Raw genomic sequence first — 13,617 nt, forward strand, 5'->3', positions numbered from 1 at the left:
CACGGACCCAGCGGCTCGGATATTTCCGCTAGAATCGCCAGCTATCCCAGAGTACGGAGCCTCCATGCCTGAATTACCTGAAGTCGAAACCACCCGCCGTGGCATCGCCCCGCACCTTGAAGGGCAGCGGGTCAGTCGGGTAATTGTGCGCGAGCGGCGCCTGCGCTGGCTGATCCCCGAAGACCTTGATGTGCGCCTGTCCGGGCAACGTATTGTGCTGGTCGAACGGCGTGCCAAGTATTTGCTGATCAACGCCGAAGTCGGCACGCTAATCAGTCATTTGGGCATGTCGGGCAATTTGCGGTTGGTGGAGGCCGGATTGCCCGCCGCCAAGCACGAGCACGTGGATATCGAGCTGGAGTCCGGGCTGGCCTTGCGCTACACCGACCCGCGCCGCTTTGGAGCCATGCTCTGGAGCCTGGACCCGCTGAACCACGAATTGCTGGTGCGTTTGGGGCCTGAACCACTGACGGACCTGTTTGACGGTGATCGGCTGTTCCAGCTGTCACGCAAACGCTCGATGGCTGTAAAACCGTACATCATGGACAACGCCGTGGTGGTGGGGGTAGGCAATATTTATGCGACCGAAGCGTTGTTTGCTGCCGGGATCGACCCACGTCGCGAGGCCAAGAGCATTTCGCGGGCACGCTATTTAAAGCTGGCGATCGAGATCAAGCGGATTTTGGCTGCCGCCATCGAACGTGGTGGAACCACCTTGCGCGACTTTATTGGCGGTGACGGCCAGCCCGGTTACTTCCAGCAGGAACTGTTCGTATACGGGCGTGGTTATGAGCCGTGCAAGGTCTGTGGCACGGAGCTGCGTGACGTCAAGTTGGGCCAGCGCGCCAGCGTGTTCTGCCCGCGTTGCCAGACGTAGCCGTGACGATGCACTTGTAGATACTCTGTTCCAGGTCAGCCTCAGTGGGAGCAAGCCTGCTTGAAGTATCTCTGTAGCCGCTGTCGAGGGACGAAGGCTGCGATTAGCCACCTCGATATGACAGGTATATCGAGGGCTCAGGTTTACGACTGCCGCGCAGTCGACCCCAGCCTTCGTGCCTCGTCAGCGGCTACAGGAGGTGCAAGCACGAATCAGGCCTTACCGGTAATTGCCCGGTACTTTTCCATCAGCTGTTCTTCGGTTTCCGGGTGGGCTTCATCCAGAGGGATGCAGTCGACCGGGCAAACCTGCTGGCATTGCGGTTCGTCGTAGTGGCCTACGCACTGGGTGCACAGGTTCGGGTCGATCACGTAGATCTCTTCGCCCTGGGAAATGGCGGCGTTCGGACACTCGGGTTCGCAGACGTCGCAGTTAATGCAATCGTCGGTGATGATCAGGGACATGGGTACTCCGGCCGGGGCGGTTGGCCCGGGCAACTGAAATCGAATGCGCCAATTGTGCCGCATTGGCGCCCGCAGTGCACGCGGGCGCCGCTTCAGTGGTTATTTCTTGCGAAAACGCTCGGTCAGGGCCTCGGCCACAACCGGGTGTACAAATTTGTTGATATCGCCGCCCAAGGCTGCGATTTCACGCACCAGCGTCGACGATATAAACGAATAGCGCTCTGATGGCGTGAGGAACAGACTTTCGACATCAGGGGCCAGTTGGCGATTCATGTTCGCCAGCTGGAACTCGTATTCGAAGTCCGACACGGCACGCAGGCCACGCAGAAACACATTGGCATTCTGTTCTTTGGCAAAGTGCGCGAGCAGCGTCGAGAAACCGACCACCTCAACATTGGGCAGGTGTTTGGTGACTTCACGAGCCAGCTCCACACGCTGTTCCAAAGGAAATAGCGGGTTTTTCTTGGTGCTGGCAGCGACAGCAATGATCACATGATCGAACAGGCGCGAGGCGCGTTCGACCAGATCGCCATGGCCCTTGGTAATAGGGTCGAATGTACCTGGGTACAACACTCGGTTCATCGCGTCGTCCTGGCGGGAATCCGTTGGGGAATCGGATGGTATCGCAGCATTCCCGGTCGGCCAAGTCGCCATTCGAAGAAGAAAGCACTATAGACGCGACGAATTAACTGCTTTTTCATGAATTTTTCAGGCGCTCGACCAATTGTGTCGTGAGTTTTGCCGTCAGTCCGTACACCGACAATTGTGGGTTGGCACCAATGCTGGTGGGGAATAACGAGCCGTCGTGGATCGATACGTTACGCAATTGATGATGGCGTCCGAGGCTGTCGGTGACGGCCATTTGAGAATTTTCGCCCATTGCACACCCACCCATTACATGGGCACTGGCCAAGCGTGTTCGATACAACTCAAGGCTCAAACTGTCTATCAGTTCACGGGTTGCGCTCAGGCTTTTCATGTAACGGGCATCGCAGTGCAGCGGCATGACCGCGCTGGCGCCCGCTGCAAACTGGATTTCGGCCATGCTCTGAAAAGCGCGTTTGAGTCCCTCCCAGCCATAGTCGGTGAGGTTGTAATCGAGCACCGGGCTGTCATCGCTGCGCAATTGCACATTGCCGCCGGGGCTGTCGGGATGAAACCCGTCGCGCATCAGCGCCAGCATCATGTGGGTATTAGGCAGTTGGGCCATCTGGGCGGTACTGCTTTGGCCAAAACCGGCAAACAAGGTTGCAGCTAATGCCGGGTGCAACGGTGGTACTTCGAGTTTGTAGCCCATGGGCCCTGTGGTGCCGTCTTTCCATTGAAAGTGATCGGAGTAAATCGACTGTGGCGCACCGTAAAAAGGATTAATGGCGGTAGGGAATTGCGCAGCAGAGAAGTTGACCAGATGCAGAAACGTCCGTTTGCCCAGTCGCTTGTGCGGGTCGGGCGCGTCGGAGCGCATCAGCAGGCCAGGCGTGTTGATGCCACCACCGGCCAGCACGTAATGCCGCGCCTTGACCGTTATCTTGCGGCCCGTAGGGGTTACGCAGCGGCTGTCCATGGCCTGGCATTCCAGGCCGGTAACGTGATCGCCACTGATCGATAACCGCCAGGCGCGGGCCAGATAGAGCAGTTCACCGCCTTTTTCCAGGGTTGCGGGAATGGTGGTGACCAGCATCGATTGCTTGGCGTTGGTCGGGCAGCCCATGCCGCAGTAGCCCAGGTTCCAGCAGCCGCGCACATTGCGCGGGATCACATGCCAGCTGTAGCCGAGCTTTTCGCAGCCGTTGCGGATCACTTCGTTGTTGGCATTGGGCGGGACTTGCCAGGGCGCAACACCCAAGCGCCGTTCCATCTGTTCGAACCAAGGGGCCATCTGCGCTTCGCTGTGGCCCACGACCGCGTGTTCACGGGCCCAGTGCTCCAGGGTCGGCGCCGGGGTGCGAAAACTTGAGGTCCAGTTGACCAGTGTGGTGCCACCCACCGCCCGGCCTTGCAGAATGCTGATGGCGCCGTCCTTGCTCATGCGTCCGACGCCTTCCTGGTACAGGCTGGCGTAGGCCTCGTCTTCGAGCAGTTTGAAATCGCTGCTGGTTTTAAGCGGCCCTTCTTCTATCAGCAAAACCTTGTAGCCCGCTGCGCTGAGAATTTCAGCCGTGGTGCCGCCGCCTGCGCCACTACCGACAATGGCGACGTCTGCCTCCAGTGTGAGGTCGTTCTCCAGCTGCGAGCCATCATAGGTTTTCCAGCCTCGGGCCAGGCCTTCGCGGAACGGATCGGTTACGGGCATAAAGGAGTGCTCTGGAGTGAAATTATTATTGTTGAAAAGCGCTGTTTTTGTAGCCGCTGCCGCAGGCTGCGATAAGGGCCGCAGGACCTTTGTACTAACTTGAATGCGCGGGGTCGCTACGCGGCCCATTGCAGCCTGCGGCAGCGGCTACAAGGCTCTGCTCAGATTTTTGGCGGGCCGGGATAGCCGCAGACGGCCCATGATTGCGGGCATTCGTACCAACTCATCATGACCAGTTGCACCAGCGAGCCATGGCCCATTTTCAACAGGTTCAGACTGCTGTTTTGCCAGCGCTGTAGAAAGTGCTGAATGTGTTCCGGGCTGGCGTTTTCCCATCGGCCCCAAACCCCGGTCAACGGACCGCGTGTCACGGGCATGGCCAATACGTCGAACAGTTGTTGGGTAAGGCCGAGCAGCGCAGGCGACAAGTGATTGAGGTTGTTGTCCAGTTTGTTCAGCGTGGCCTTCGCCGCGTCTGGCATTGATGCTGCGACCACGCTGCCAGCGAGCATGACCGGGATCAGTGCCCGCAAAAAAGCCAGGTCACTGCTGCGCAACACAGAAAACCCGCGAGCGCTGGCGCTGGCTGAGCAGCCGCTGAGGCTGGCAGTCAGCCCGGCAGTGGCCAGTAATGCACTGGCGCACACGCTGACCTTCAAGACCCCGCGACGTGATAGCAGGGCGCTTTCGATACTGAAATCGGGCATGGCCAAGGCTCCGCTAGCGGATAAACAGTTTTTGGATCAGCCGCACCCATTGTCGGTCGTAGGGCGGGTAGATCATCAGTGAGCTGTTCAGGCGCTGCTTGACCAATACCCCTTTGGCTTTGCTGAAGGTCAAGAAGCCTTCGTGGCCGTGGTAATGGCCCATGCCCGAGGGCCCGACGCCACCAAAGGGCAGGTCGTCGATGGCCACGTGCAGCAGCGTTTCGTTGATGCTCACACCGCCTGAGTGGGTGTGCTGGATGACGCGCTGTTGCTCGGCCTTGTTGTAGCCAAAATAATAAAGCGCCAAGGGGCGAGGTCGAGTGTTGATGTAGGCCAGCGCTTGTTCGAGATTGGTGTAGGCCACAACGGGCAACAGCGGACCGAATATTTCGTCTTGCATGACCTGCATGTCGTCGTTCACATCCAGCACCAAGGTGTGGGGCATGCGCCGTCCCTGGCCCTGTTCGTACAGGGGGATCAGGCGTGCGCCCTTGAGCGTCGCGTCGGCCTGCAGTCGTTCAAGACGCTCCAGCTGGCGTTCATTGATGATTGCGGTGTAGTCCGGGTTGTCGATAAGCGTCGGATAAAAGTTGTGCACAGCCTGGCGGTAGGCGTCGACAAAACCGTCGACCCGGTCGTGCGGCACCAACACGTAATCAGGTGCGATACAGGTTTGCCCGGCGTTCAGGGTTTTACCCCAGGCAATGCGCTGTGCGGCATCTTTGAGTGGTACATCGGCCGACACGATGGCAGGGGATTTACCACCCAGTTCCAGGGTCACAGGCGTCAGGTTTTCAGACGCGGCGCGCATCACCTGCTTGCCCACATGGGTGGAGCCGGTGAACAACAAGTGGTCAAACGCCAGGCCGGAAAACGCCACGGCGACATCGGCTTCGCCCAGGACCACGGCCACCATGTCTTCGGGGAAGATGCGCCCCAGCAAATCCTTGAGCCAGCGCCCTGTGGCCGGGGTGAACTCGCTGAGTTTGAGCATGACCCGGTTCCCGGCGGCGAGCGCGCCGACCAAAGGGCCTATCGCCAGATACAGCGGGTAGTTCCACGGCACGATAATCCCGATCACGCCGAGCGGTTGATACATGACCTTGGCGCTGGCGGGCGCAAACATCATGCCCACGCTACGTGACGTGGGTTTGATCCAGCGTTTGAGGTGTCGCAAGGTGTAATCGATGCTGTGCAGGCAAGGCATCAGTTCGGCAAACAGGGTTTCGTCGGGACTGCGGTGGCTGAAATCCTGACTGATGGCATCGATCAGGATTTCACGCTCGGCGCTTAACATCTGGCGCAGGCTTTTTAGCCATTGCTGGCGCTGGGCAAGTGGCGGGAATGGATGAGAAGTGTAGGCCAGGCGCTGTTTGTCGAGCAGGGCCTGGAGATCTCCCTGCAGGGCTGAGGTGTCGTGAACGTGAGTACTGTCGACAGACATGGTTGCTCCAGGCGGTTTTTTTATCGGTTTTTATCGTTGGAGAGCAGTAATGTTTTTAGAGCCTATGCTCTAAGTTGTCAATCGAAGGGCCTGACAGCCGTGTTGTTTATCGATTCAAGGTTAGGCCGTAAGATGCCTTTCGTTTTTAATTTAAGCCCAAGCCTATGGCCATACGACTAAAAACCAGCCAGCGCATCGCCAATAGCAGCCTGGAGCTTTTTAACCAGCTGGGCGAACGCAGTGTGAGCACCAACCACATTGCGGCTCATATGGAGATTTCGCCGGGCAATTTGTATTACCACTTCCCGAACAAGCAGGCGATTATCTCGGTCTTGTTCAGTGAGTACGAAGCGCTGGTATCGGGTTTTTTACACCCACCCGAAGGGCGTTTGCCGAGCGTGGCCGACAAGCGTCATTACCTGCAGCAACTGCTGGATGCGATGTGGCGCTACCGTTTTTTGTACCGCGACATTGAGCATTTATTGCACAGTGACTCGGAGCTGGCCATCCGCTATCGACGTTTTTCACAGCACTGCCTGGTGCAGGCGCAGGCGATCTATGCCGGGTTTGTCGAGGCCGAAATATTGCGCATGACCCCCCAGCAAATCGAATCCCTGAGCTTGAATGCGTGGATTATTCTCACCTCGTGGGTCGGTTTTTTGTGCACTACCCGTGAGAACAGTGATCAGCTCAGCGAGCAGGCGATCAAGCGTGGGGTGTATCAACTGCTGGTGCTGGAGTCGGGTTTTGTCACCGACCAGGCCCGTGAAGCGGTCGATGAGCTGATCAAGGAATATTACGTGCCTCTGGAACATGCGCTGTACGCTCAATAACTGCATTTCACCCCCTCACAGGAGTTCACTATGCCCGTTGCGCAACTGATCAGCCCGCAAGCCCTGAATGAACGTCAGGCGCTGCCCGGTCTGGTTATTCTGGATTGTCGCTTTGCCCTTGAAGACCCTGACTATGGCCGTTGCAGCTATGCCGAAGGGCATATTGCCGGCGCGCAGTTTGCCGATCTTGACCGTGACCTGAGCGGGCCAGTGATTAAAGGCGTGACTGGCCGTCATCCGCTGCCCGATCCGCAGACCTTGCTTGAGCGACTGCGCAGCTGGGGTGTGAATGCCGATAGCGATGTGGTGTTGTACGACGATGGCCCGGGCGCTTATGCCGCTCGGGCATGGTGGTTACTGACCTGGCTGGGCAAGCGTGACGGCGTGTTTATTCTGGATGGTGGGCTCAAGGCCTGGCATGGCGCGGGTTTCCCTTTGAGTCTGGATGCAGCACCGACCTTGCGTGGCACGTTGATGGGCAAACCCGACAGTCATATGTTGCTGAGTGCCGAACAATTGCAAAAACGCCTGACCAAACCGGAGTTGACCTTGATCGACGCCCGCGCTCAACCGCGCTTTCGTGGCGAGGTCGAGCCGATTGACCCGGTCGCCGGGCATATTCCGGGCGCGCAATGTGCGGCATTCAGCGAAAACCTCGACAGCAGCGGGCGCTTTCTGCCTGCCGAGCAGCTCAGGCAGCGTTTCGCCGAAAAGCTCGCGGGCCGTTCGCCCGAGGAGTTGGTGGCTTATTGCGGCTCTGGGGTGACGGCGTGCCACAACCTGTTTGCATTGGGGTTGGCGGGCTATCCATTGGGCAGGCTCTATGCCGGCTCCTGGAGTGAGTGGATCAACGATCCTGCGCGGGGCATTGCTACAGGGGATTGAGCCGTTGCCCCTACACCCTATTGGCGCTGGCCAGTCGATACGCCCCGGGGCCAACGCCGTACACCTTCTTGAATTGCCGACTCAGGTGGCTCTGGTCGGCAAACCCCAATTGCGTCGCGACCTGCAGCGGCAAGCAACCCTGTTGCAGCAAGGCCCGTGCATGGGCAATGCGTTGTTGCATCAGCCAAGTGTGCGGCGGCATGCCAGTGGCCCGTTGAAACACTCGGGCAAAGTGGAACGGTGACAGATTGACCGCCGCCGCAAGTTCTTCCAGTGATGGCGGCTGCGCCAGTCGGGCGTGGAGCAGTTCCTTGGCCTGGCGCACGGCGCGATGCTCGATCCCCGGCTTTGCCGGTAGCGGCAGGCGGGCATGACGGTTGAGCAAGGCAAGCATCATCTGGCGCCATACGGTTTGCTGGTGCAGCGCGGTTTCTGGCCCTTCGAGCAACTGATGCAACTGGAACAACCCGTGGAACAGGTCGCAGTCATACAGCAGTGTGTCGCTGAAGGTTGGCAAGTGCGTCGTGGGCAGCTCCAGTTCGTCAAGTAACTGGTGCAGTTGCGCGTTGTCCGGGTAAAACGCCCGGTAGCGCCACCCAGCATCGTGGCCTTTGTGGCCATTGTGCACTTCGTCCGGATTGATCAGAACCAGCGTGCCGGTGGCGGCCAGGTGCTCGGCGCCCCGATAGCGATACCGCTGGGCACCCGCGATGATCATGCCAATCACAAAACCATCATGAACGTGAGGTACGAAGCGGTGTTCGATGTAGCGTGCCGTGAGCAACTCGACGCCGCTCAGGGGCGGCGCTTGCCAGAAATGGATCGATTCACCCTGCGCGCCGTCCATTACGCAGACTCATGCCCAAGCGCGGCCAGCCATTGCGGAATGCGGCGTTCAAGGTAGTACGCGGGTTTGCCTGGCGAGCCCTCCAGAAACCCGACATGCCCACCCTTGGAGTGCAATTCCAGTTGGGTGCAGGCCGACAGCTCGCTGGCCTCGGGGATACTGTGCCTGAACACGAACGGATCGTCTTCGGACTGGATAATCAGCGTTGGGGTCTGGATGGCGCCCAGGAAGTAACGACTGGAGGCGCGGCGGTAGTAGTCATCGACATTGAGGTAGCCGTTAAGGGGCGCGGTCACGCGGTCATCGAATTCCCAGAAAGTGCGCATTTTGCTCAATGCTTTCACCGAGCCCAACTGGGCCAGTCTGGCCAGACCTTCGTGTTGGGAATCGAGCTGGAACCTGCGTTTCTTGTCTTTGACGTAGGCCAGCATCTCGCGCATGAAGTGCGCTTGATAGACCCTGGAAAATCCCAGGCCAATTCGGTCGGCACACTGGTCAAGCCGGAACGGCACCGATACGGCGACGGCACCTTGCAGGCCGCTGTCGGGACCGCTTTCGCCCAGATACTTGAGCAGCACATTGCCCCCAAGCGAATAGCCTGCGGCATACAACGGTGCCAGTGGATGGCTGGCGCGAAGATGTGCCACGGCCTCGGCCAGATCTTCGCTGGCACCTGAGTGGTAGCTGCGGGTCAGCAGGTTGGGTTCACCCGAACAACCCCGCCAGTTCAGCGCCACACTGGTCCAGCCACGTGCGGCGAGAGCGTTTTGCAACCCCAGTACATAGTGCGAGCCCGATGAGCCGGTCAAACCGTGCAGCACCAACACCACGGGTGCATGGGCCGATGGCGTGCCGTGCCAGTCCAGGTCGAGAAAGTCGCCATCCTTCAACCACAAGCGTTCACGCCGATGTTCAATGGCAGGTTTGGTGCGCCATAACGGTCCCCATAACGTTTGTACATGGGGGTTGCCGAGGCCCAAAGCCGGGGTGAATGGCTTGAGGGGTAGAGCATGGCTGGCTGAAAAAGGCACGGTGGTTCTCATCGGATTACAGGTACGGCGGGTTTCTAAATTGCCACATCAGAGCTTTGCACCCAAGTGCTGCGTGTTCAACTGATGGCTGACATACAAATGTTCGCCAGTATCGGATCAGGCGCTATAACCTCTGGCAGTGCCCGCGGCAGGTACTGCTTGATGTCGTCCAGTTGCGCAGTGCTCATCTGGTCGGCCATCACTTCAAGTGCGACAGCCAGGGCATGGGACAGCCCGGATTGGCCCGCAGGCTCATAGCTCGAGCCGACGCGATACCAGAGCTGCGAGTGAACTACGGCTGCGCGATGGTCTTCTGATCGTTAGAACAGGTTGGGCTTGGGAGGGCAGGTGAGGGCGTTACACAGGTATCTTGTGTACTAAGGCGCGTTTAATGAATCGTCCAAAATCTGTAGCCGCTGCCGCAGGCTGCGATTGAGCCCGTAGGGGTCGCTCTTTTTCAAAAGCGAAGGTCCTTCGGCCCTTATCGCAGCCTGCGGCAGCGGCTACAGAGTATCTACAGGTTTAGCTGTTACTGTGCGATTGCCTCGCGCTGCCACAGGGCGTAGTTCACGCCTCCGGCTTTTTGCTCGCGGTGCAGACGCCAGTTGGCGGGCAGGCCCAGTTCGGACGGGCGCAACTCGCTTTCGGTGTAAACCCAGGCGTCCTCGGCCAGCCAGCCGCGCTGCTCCAGCAGGTCGCAGGCAGGCTTGAGCAGGTCCTTGTTGAACGGCGGGTCGAGGAACACCACGTCGAAGGTGTCACTCGGGGTCGCGTCCAGGTAGCGCAGGGCGTCGGTTTGCTGCACTTCGCCAACAGTGCAACGCAAGATGCCCATGTTCTCGCGAATGTTGGAGATCGCATCGCGGTTGCTGTCCAGCGCCACGCCTTTGGCCGCGCCGCGGGACATGGCTTCGAGGAACAGCGCGCCGCTACCGGCGAATACGTCCAGTACTTTGGCGCCGCCGATATGCGGGGCCAACCAGTTGAACAGGGTTTCACGCACGCGATCCGGCGTAGGGCGCAGGCCCTCTACATGGGGGAAGTCCAGCTTGCGGCTGCGCCATTCCCCGCCGATGATGCGTAACTGACCCGCACCCGAGTGCGATGTGTTTTTTGGCTTTGCCATTAATGCTCCGGAACCCCAAGAGGTTGCTCTGAAGGTTTGTCGGTAGGAGGTGGCAGTGGTTTTTGCGGCACGGTAGGGCCGGCGGTCACTACGACCATTTTGTCGGCGCTCAGGTGCTTGTTCATGGCGTCCTTGACCTGCTCGGTGGTCAGGTCCTGGGACTTCTGCATGAAGGTTTCCAGATAGTCCAAAGGCAAATCATAGAAGCCCATTGCGCCCAGTTGGCCGACGATGGCCGCGTTGCTGGCAGTGGACAGCGGGAAGCTGCCCGCCAATTCACGCTTGGCATCGTCGAGTTCTTTTTGCGTCGGACCGTTTTTCAGGTAGTCAGCCAAAATGTCTTGCACCAGTTTGAGCGTGCCTTCGCTCAATTCGGCACGTGTTTGCAGGTTGATCAGAAACGGACCACGGGCCTGCATGGGTGTGAAGCTGGAGTATACGCCGTAAGTCAGGCCGCGTTTTTCACGGACTTCAGTCATTAGGCGTGTACCGAAACCGCCACCACCGAGGATGCTGTTACCCAGTGCGAGCGCGGCGTAGTCCGGATCAGCACGGTCTATACCCAGCTGAGACAGCAGCAGGTGGGTTTGCTTGGACGGGAACTCGATATGAGTCTGGCCCGCTTTTGGTTCGCCAGGCTGCAGAGTCTTGGTGACGGCCGGGCCTTTTGGCAGGGCGGCAGAGACCTGGGCCGCGATGGCTTCGGCTTCAGCGCGAGACAAGTCGCCAACAATCGCGATCACCGCGTTGCCTGCTGTGTAAGCCTTGTTGTGGAAGGCCTTGAGCTGGTCGATGGTAATTGAAGAGATGCTTTGGGCATTACCATCGCTGGCGTGGGCGTACGGGTGGTCGCCGTACAGGTGCTTGAACAGCTCGATGCTGGCCAGTTTGCCGGGGTTCTGCTTCTGGAATTCAAAGCTGGCCAGCAACTGGTTTTTGATCCGATCCAATGAGTCGGCCGGGAACGCAGGCTTGCCCACAACCTCAGAGAACAGATTGAGCGCCGGGGTGCGTTTGTCGGCGTCACTCAGGCTGCGCAACGAAACTATGGCCATATCGCGATAAGCACCATTGCCGAATTCCGCGCCCAGGCCTTCAAAACCCTGGGCGATGGCGCCGACATCCTTGCCGGCCACGCCTTCATTGAGCATGGCATTGGTTAGCAGGGCCAGGCCGGGGGTGGAGTCGTCTTGGCTGCTGCCTGCTGCGAAGGTCAGTTGCAGGTCGAACATCGGCAGTTGCCTGGCTTCGACAAACAGTACTTTGGAGCCTTCGGCGGTTTTCCAGGTCTGTACGTCCAGCTCACGATGGCTGGGTGCCTTGCCGTCGAGTTCGGCCAAGGATTGCAGCTTGTGCTCGGTCTTGGCCTTATCCAGCGCCTGGCTGGCAACCGACTGGTCGGGGTTGGCGAAAAAGTAGCCGAGTGCGCCAACCAGTACGACGGCGCTCAGACCGAGCAGTGCGTAGCGGGAACCTTTACGCTCACTCATGGGTTTTCTCCTCGGGCAGTACATGCGCAACGCTGAGACGGTCGCGAGTGAAATAGGTGCGGGCCGCTTGCTGGATATCAGCTGGAGTGACCTTTTGCAGATCAGCCAGCTCGGAGTCCATCAGCTTCCAGGACAGGCCGACGGTTTCCAGTTGGCCAATCGAGGTGGCCTGGCTGGTGATCGAGTCACGCTCGTAAACCAGACCGGCAATCACTTGGGCGCGCACGCGCTCCAGTTCTTCAGTGGTAGGCGGGGTCTTTTTCAGGTCGTCGAGCAAGCGCCACAAACCGGCTTCGGTCTGTGCCAGCGTGACTTTTTTCTGACTGTTGGGCATCGCCGAAAGCATGAACAGGCTGTCGCCACGGGTGAACGCGTTGTAGCTGGACGATGCGCCGGAGACCAGTTCTTCGCCGCGTTCCAGTTGGGTTGGCATGCGCGCGCTGTAGCCGCCGTCCAGCAGCGCAGAAATCAGGCGCAGGGCGTTAGCGGTAACCGGGTCTTTGGCGGTGGCAATACTTGGCACGTTAAAGCCCAGCATCAGGCTTGGCAGTTGGGTCTGTACGTGAATCTTGAGCAGGCGCTCACCAGGGGTCGGCAGCTCCAGCGGGATTTTGGCAACCGGGATCTCGCGTTTCGCAACCGGGCCAAAGTAGCGCTGGGCCAGGGCTTTGACTTCGTCCGGGGTTACGTCACCCACCACTACCAGCGTGGCGTTATTGGGCGCATACCACTCTTCGTACCAGTCGCGCAGTTCGCCAACGCTCATGCGCTCAAGGTCGACCATCCAGCCGATGGTCGGGGTGTGGTAGCCGCTGGAAGGGTAGGCCATTGCGCTGAACAGCTCGTAGGCTTTGCTCATGGGCTGGTCGTCGGTGCGCAGGCGGCGCTCTTCCTTGATGACTTCGATTTCGCGCTTGAACTCTTCAGGCGGCAGGCGAAGGCTGGCCATGCGGTCGGCTTCAAGTTCGAAGGCAACGCCCAGGCGGTCGCGGGCCAGTACCTGGTAATAAGCGGTGTAGTCGTCGCTGGTGAAGGCGTTTTCCTGTGCGCCAAGGTCGCGCAGGATCAGAGAGGCTTCACCGGGCCCGACCTTGTTGCTGCCTTTGAACATCATATGTTCAAGGGCGTGGGACAGGCCGGTCTTGCCGGGCGTCTCGTAACTTGAGCCGACTTTGTACCAGACCTGGGATACCACCACGGGTGCACGGTGGTCTTCGCGCACGATGACTTTCAGGCCATTGTCCAGGCGGAACTCGTGGGTAGGCTGTGGTTCGGCCGCCAGGGCCGAAAGCGGGACTAAAACTGTGCTGAGCAACAGGCCAGCAGCGCGGCGGGCTAGAGCGTTCATTCGTTTTTAAACCTGTTGGGCTGCCCGCTTGGCCTTAGCGTCTGCGGGTGAGGAGGTGCTAGGATACTGATCCGTTTTACTGGCGGCCACGCCTATCAGGCCTTTGACGATCAGACGAAGTTTGATCGGGCAGTATAGAAGCCCGCTTGGAAGTGTGGATGTATCACGGTAAATTTCGCTTTTTTGCCGATTTTCCCGTTCCAGACCCGAGTTAATACGAAGCTCACGAGGTGTGTTTTACCCTCGGATCACAGTTGCGTGCGAACAAGCTG

13 protein-coding genes and 1 pseudogene are annotated in these 13,617 nt (G+C 59.1%); 3 read left to right on the top strand and 11 right to left on the bottom strand.

The features are described 5' to 3' along the window. The first annotated feature begins 64 nt into the window (after positions 1-64). Positions 65-877, top strand: coding sequence for a bifunctional DNA-formamidopyrimidine glycosylase/DNA-(apurinic or apyrimidinic site) lyase (gene mutM, locus N7D90_RS01305; protein ID WP_261740547.1), 813 nt, complete (start codon positions 65-67; stop codon positions 875-877). Positions 878-1,089: 212 nt separating this feature from the next. On the opposite strand, the gene N7D90_RS01310 is transcribed toward mutM, so the two are convergent. From N7D90_RS01310 to N7D90_RS01330, 5 genes are all read right to left on the bottom strand, one after another. Beyond that, positions 1,090-1,341 carry a YfhL family 4Fe-4S dicluster ferredoxin gene (locus tag N7D90_RS01310; RefSeq protein ID WP_016782613.1) on the bottom strand — a complete coding sequence of 84 codons (252 nt, stop codon included), beginning with the start codon at positions 1,339-1,341 and terminating at the stop codon, positions 1,090-1,092. Between the two features lie 99 nt (positions 1,342-1,440). Next, positions 1,441-1,923, bottom strand: coding sequence for a pantetheine-phosphate adenylyltransferase (gene coaD / locus N7D90_RS01315; RefSeq protein ID WP_048361282.1), 483 nt, complete (start codon positions 1,921-1,923; stop codon positions 1,441-1,443). A gap of 115 nt (positions 1,924-2,038) precedes the next feature. Continuing rightward, positions 2,039-3,634 carry a GMC family oxidoreductase gene (locus N7D90_RS01320; protein ID WP_261740548.1) on the bottom strand — a complete coding sequence of 532 codons (1,596 nt, stop codon included), beginning with the start codon at positions 3,632-3,634 and terminating at the stop codon, positions 2,039-2,041. Between the two features lie 161 nt (positions 3,635-3,795). Further along, positions 3,796-4,341 (bottom strand): twin-arginine translocation pathway signal protein, encoded by a 546-nt coding sequence (locus tag N7D90_RS01325; protein ID WP_261740549.1) that lies wholly within the window; start codon positions 4,339-4,341, stop codon positions 3,796-3,798. A 13-nt stretch (positions 4,342-4,354) separates the two neighbouring features. Further along, positions 4,355-5,785 carry a coniferyl aldehyde dehydrogenase gene (locus N7D90_RS01330; RefSeq protein ID WP_261740550.1) on the bottom strand — a complete coding sequence of 477 codons (1,431 nt, stop codon included), beginning with the start codon at positions 5,783-5,785 and terminating at the stop codon, positions 4,355-4,357. Positions 5,786-5,949: 164 nt separating this feature from the next. On the opposite strand from N7D90_RS01330, the gene N7D90_RS01335 reads away from it, so the two are divergent. Both N7D90_RS01335 and N7D90_RS01340 read left to right on the top strand, forming a co-directional pair. Next, positions 5,950-6,618: a TetR/AcrR family transcriptional regulator gene (locus N7D90_RS01335; RefSeq protein WP_261740551.1), complete on the top strand. Its 669-nt coding sequence runs from the start codon at positions 5,950-5,952 to the stop codon at positions 6,616-6,618. 30 nt (positions 6,619-6,648) lie between these two features. After that, positions 6,649-7,503, top strand: a complete 855-nt coding sequence (locus N7D90_RS01340; RefSeq protein ID WP_261740552.1) for a sulfurtransferase — start codon at positions 6,649-6,651, stop codon at positions 7,501-7,503. A 10-nt stretch (positions 7,504-7,513) separates the two neighbouring features. Here N7D90_RS01340 and N7D90_RS01345 read toward each other — a convergent pair whose 3' ends face one another. The 6 genes and pseudogenes from N7D90_RS01345 to N7D90_RS01370 form a co-directional block, all read right to left on the bottom strand. Beyond that, on the bottom strand, positions 7,514-8,350 hold the full coding sequence (locus N7D90_RS01345) for an AraC family transcriptional regulator (protein ID WP_261740553.1): 837 nt from the start codon (positions 8,348-8,350) through the stop codon (positions 7,514-7,516). Next, positions 8,350-9,393, bottom strand: a complete 1,044-nt coding sequence (locus N7D90_RS01350; protein WP_261740554.1) for a hydrolase — start codon at positions 9,391-9,393, stop codon at positions 8,350-8,352. The genes N7D90_RS01345 and N7D90_RS01350 overlap by 1 nt, the downstream gene beginning before the upstream one ends. A 206-nt stretch (positions 9,394-9,599) precedes the next feature. Further along, positions 9,600-9,695, bottom strand: a pseudogene (locus tag N7D90_RS01355) (hypothetical protein); the annotation flags it as partial. Positions 9,696-9,910: 215 nt separating this feature from the next. Further along, positions 9,911-10,507 carry a 16S rRNA (guanine(966)-N(2))-methyltransferase RsmD gene (gene rsmD / locus N7D90_RS01360; protein WP_261740555.1) on the bottom strand — a complete coding sequence of 199 codons (597 nt, stop codon included), beginning with the start codon at positions 10,505-10,507 and terminating at the stop codon, positions 9,911-9,913. Then, positions 10,507-11,997, bottom strand: coding sequence for a M16 family metallopeptidase (locus N7D90_RS01365; RefSeq protein WP_261740556.1), 1,491 nt, complete (start codon positions 11,995-11,997; stop codon positions 10,507-10,509). The genes rsmD and N7D90_RS01365 overlap by 1 nt, the downstream gene beginning before the upstream one ends. Then, the gene (locus N7D90_RS01370; RefSeq protein ID WP_261740557.1) at positions 11,990-13,345 is read right to left on the bottom strand and encodes a M16 family metallopeptidase; all 1,356 of its coding nucleotides are present in this window, start codon (positions 13,343-13,345) and stop codon (positions 11,990-11,992) included. Before N7D90_RS01370 ends, N7D90_RS01365 begins: the two co-directional genes overlap by 8 nt. Positions 13,346-13,617 lie beyond the last annotated feature (272 nt).

Source organism: Pseudomonas fragi (assembly GCF_025426255.1).
Classification (GTDB): Bacteria; Pseudomonadota; Gammaproteobacteria; order Pseudomonadales; family Pseudomonadaceae; genus Aquipseudomonas; species Aquipseudomonas kulmbachensis.

Coding starts and splice junctions, on each gene's coding strand:
- mutM (WP_261740547.1), top strand. CDS start 65: ATGCCTGAATTACCTGAAGTCGAAACCACCCGCCGTGGCATCGCCCCG.
- N7D90_RS01310 (WP_016782613.1), bottom strand. CDS start 1,341: ATGTCCCTGATCATCACCGACGATTGCATTAACTGCGACGTCTGCGAA.
- coaD (WP_048361282.1), bottom strand. CDS start 1,923: ATGAACCGAGTGTTGTACCCAGGTACATTCGACCCTATTACCAAGGGC.
- N7D90_RS01320 (WP_261740548.1), bottom strand. CDS start 3,634: ATGCCCGTAACCGATCCGTTCCGCGAAGGCCTGGCCCGAGGCTGGAAA.
- N7D90_RS01325 (WP_261740549.1), bottom strand. CDS start 4,341: ATGCCCGATTTCAGTATCGAAAGCGCCCTGCTATCACGTCGCGGGGTC.
- N7D90_RS01330 (WP_261740550.1), bottom strand. CDS start 5,785: ATGTCTGTCGACAGTACTCACGTTCACGACACCTCAGCCCTGCAGGGA.
- N7D90_RS01335 (WP_261740551.1), top strand. CDS start 5,950: ATGGCCATACGACTAAAAACCAGCCAGCGCATCGCCAATAGCAGCCTG.
- N7D90_RS01340 (WP_261740552.1), top strand. CDS start 6,649: ATGCCCGTTGCGCAACTGATCAGCCCGCAAGCCCTGAATGAACGTCAG.
- N7D90_RS01345 (WP_261740553.1), bottom strand. CDS start 8,350: ATGGACGGCGCGCAGGGTGAATCGATCCATTTCTGGCAAGCGCCGCCC.
- N7D90_RS01350 (WP_261740554.1), bottom strand. CDS start 9,393: ATGAGAACCACCGTGCCTTTTTCAGCCAGCCATGCTCTACCCCTCAAG.
- rsmD (WP_261740555.1), bottom strand. CDS start 10,507: ATGGCAAAGCCAAAAAACACATCGCACTCGGGTGCGGGTCAGTTACGC.
- N7D90_RS01365 (WP_261740556.1), bottom strand. CDS start 11,997: ATGAGTGAGCGTAAAGGTTCCCGCTACGCACTGCTCGGTCTGAGCGCC.
- N7D90_RS01370 (WP_261740557.1), bottom strand. CDS start 13,345: ATGAACGCTCTAGCCCGCCGCGCTGCTGGCCTGTTGCTCAGCACAGTT.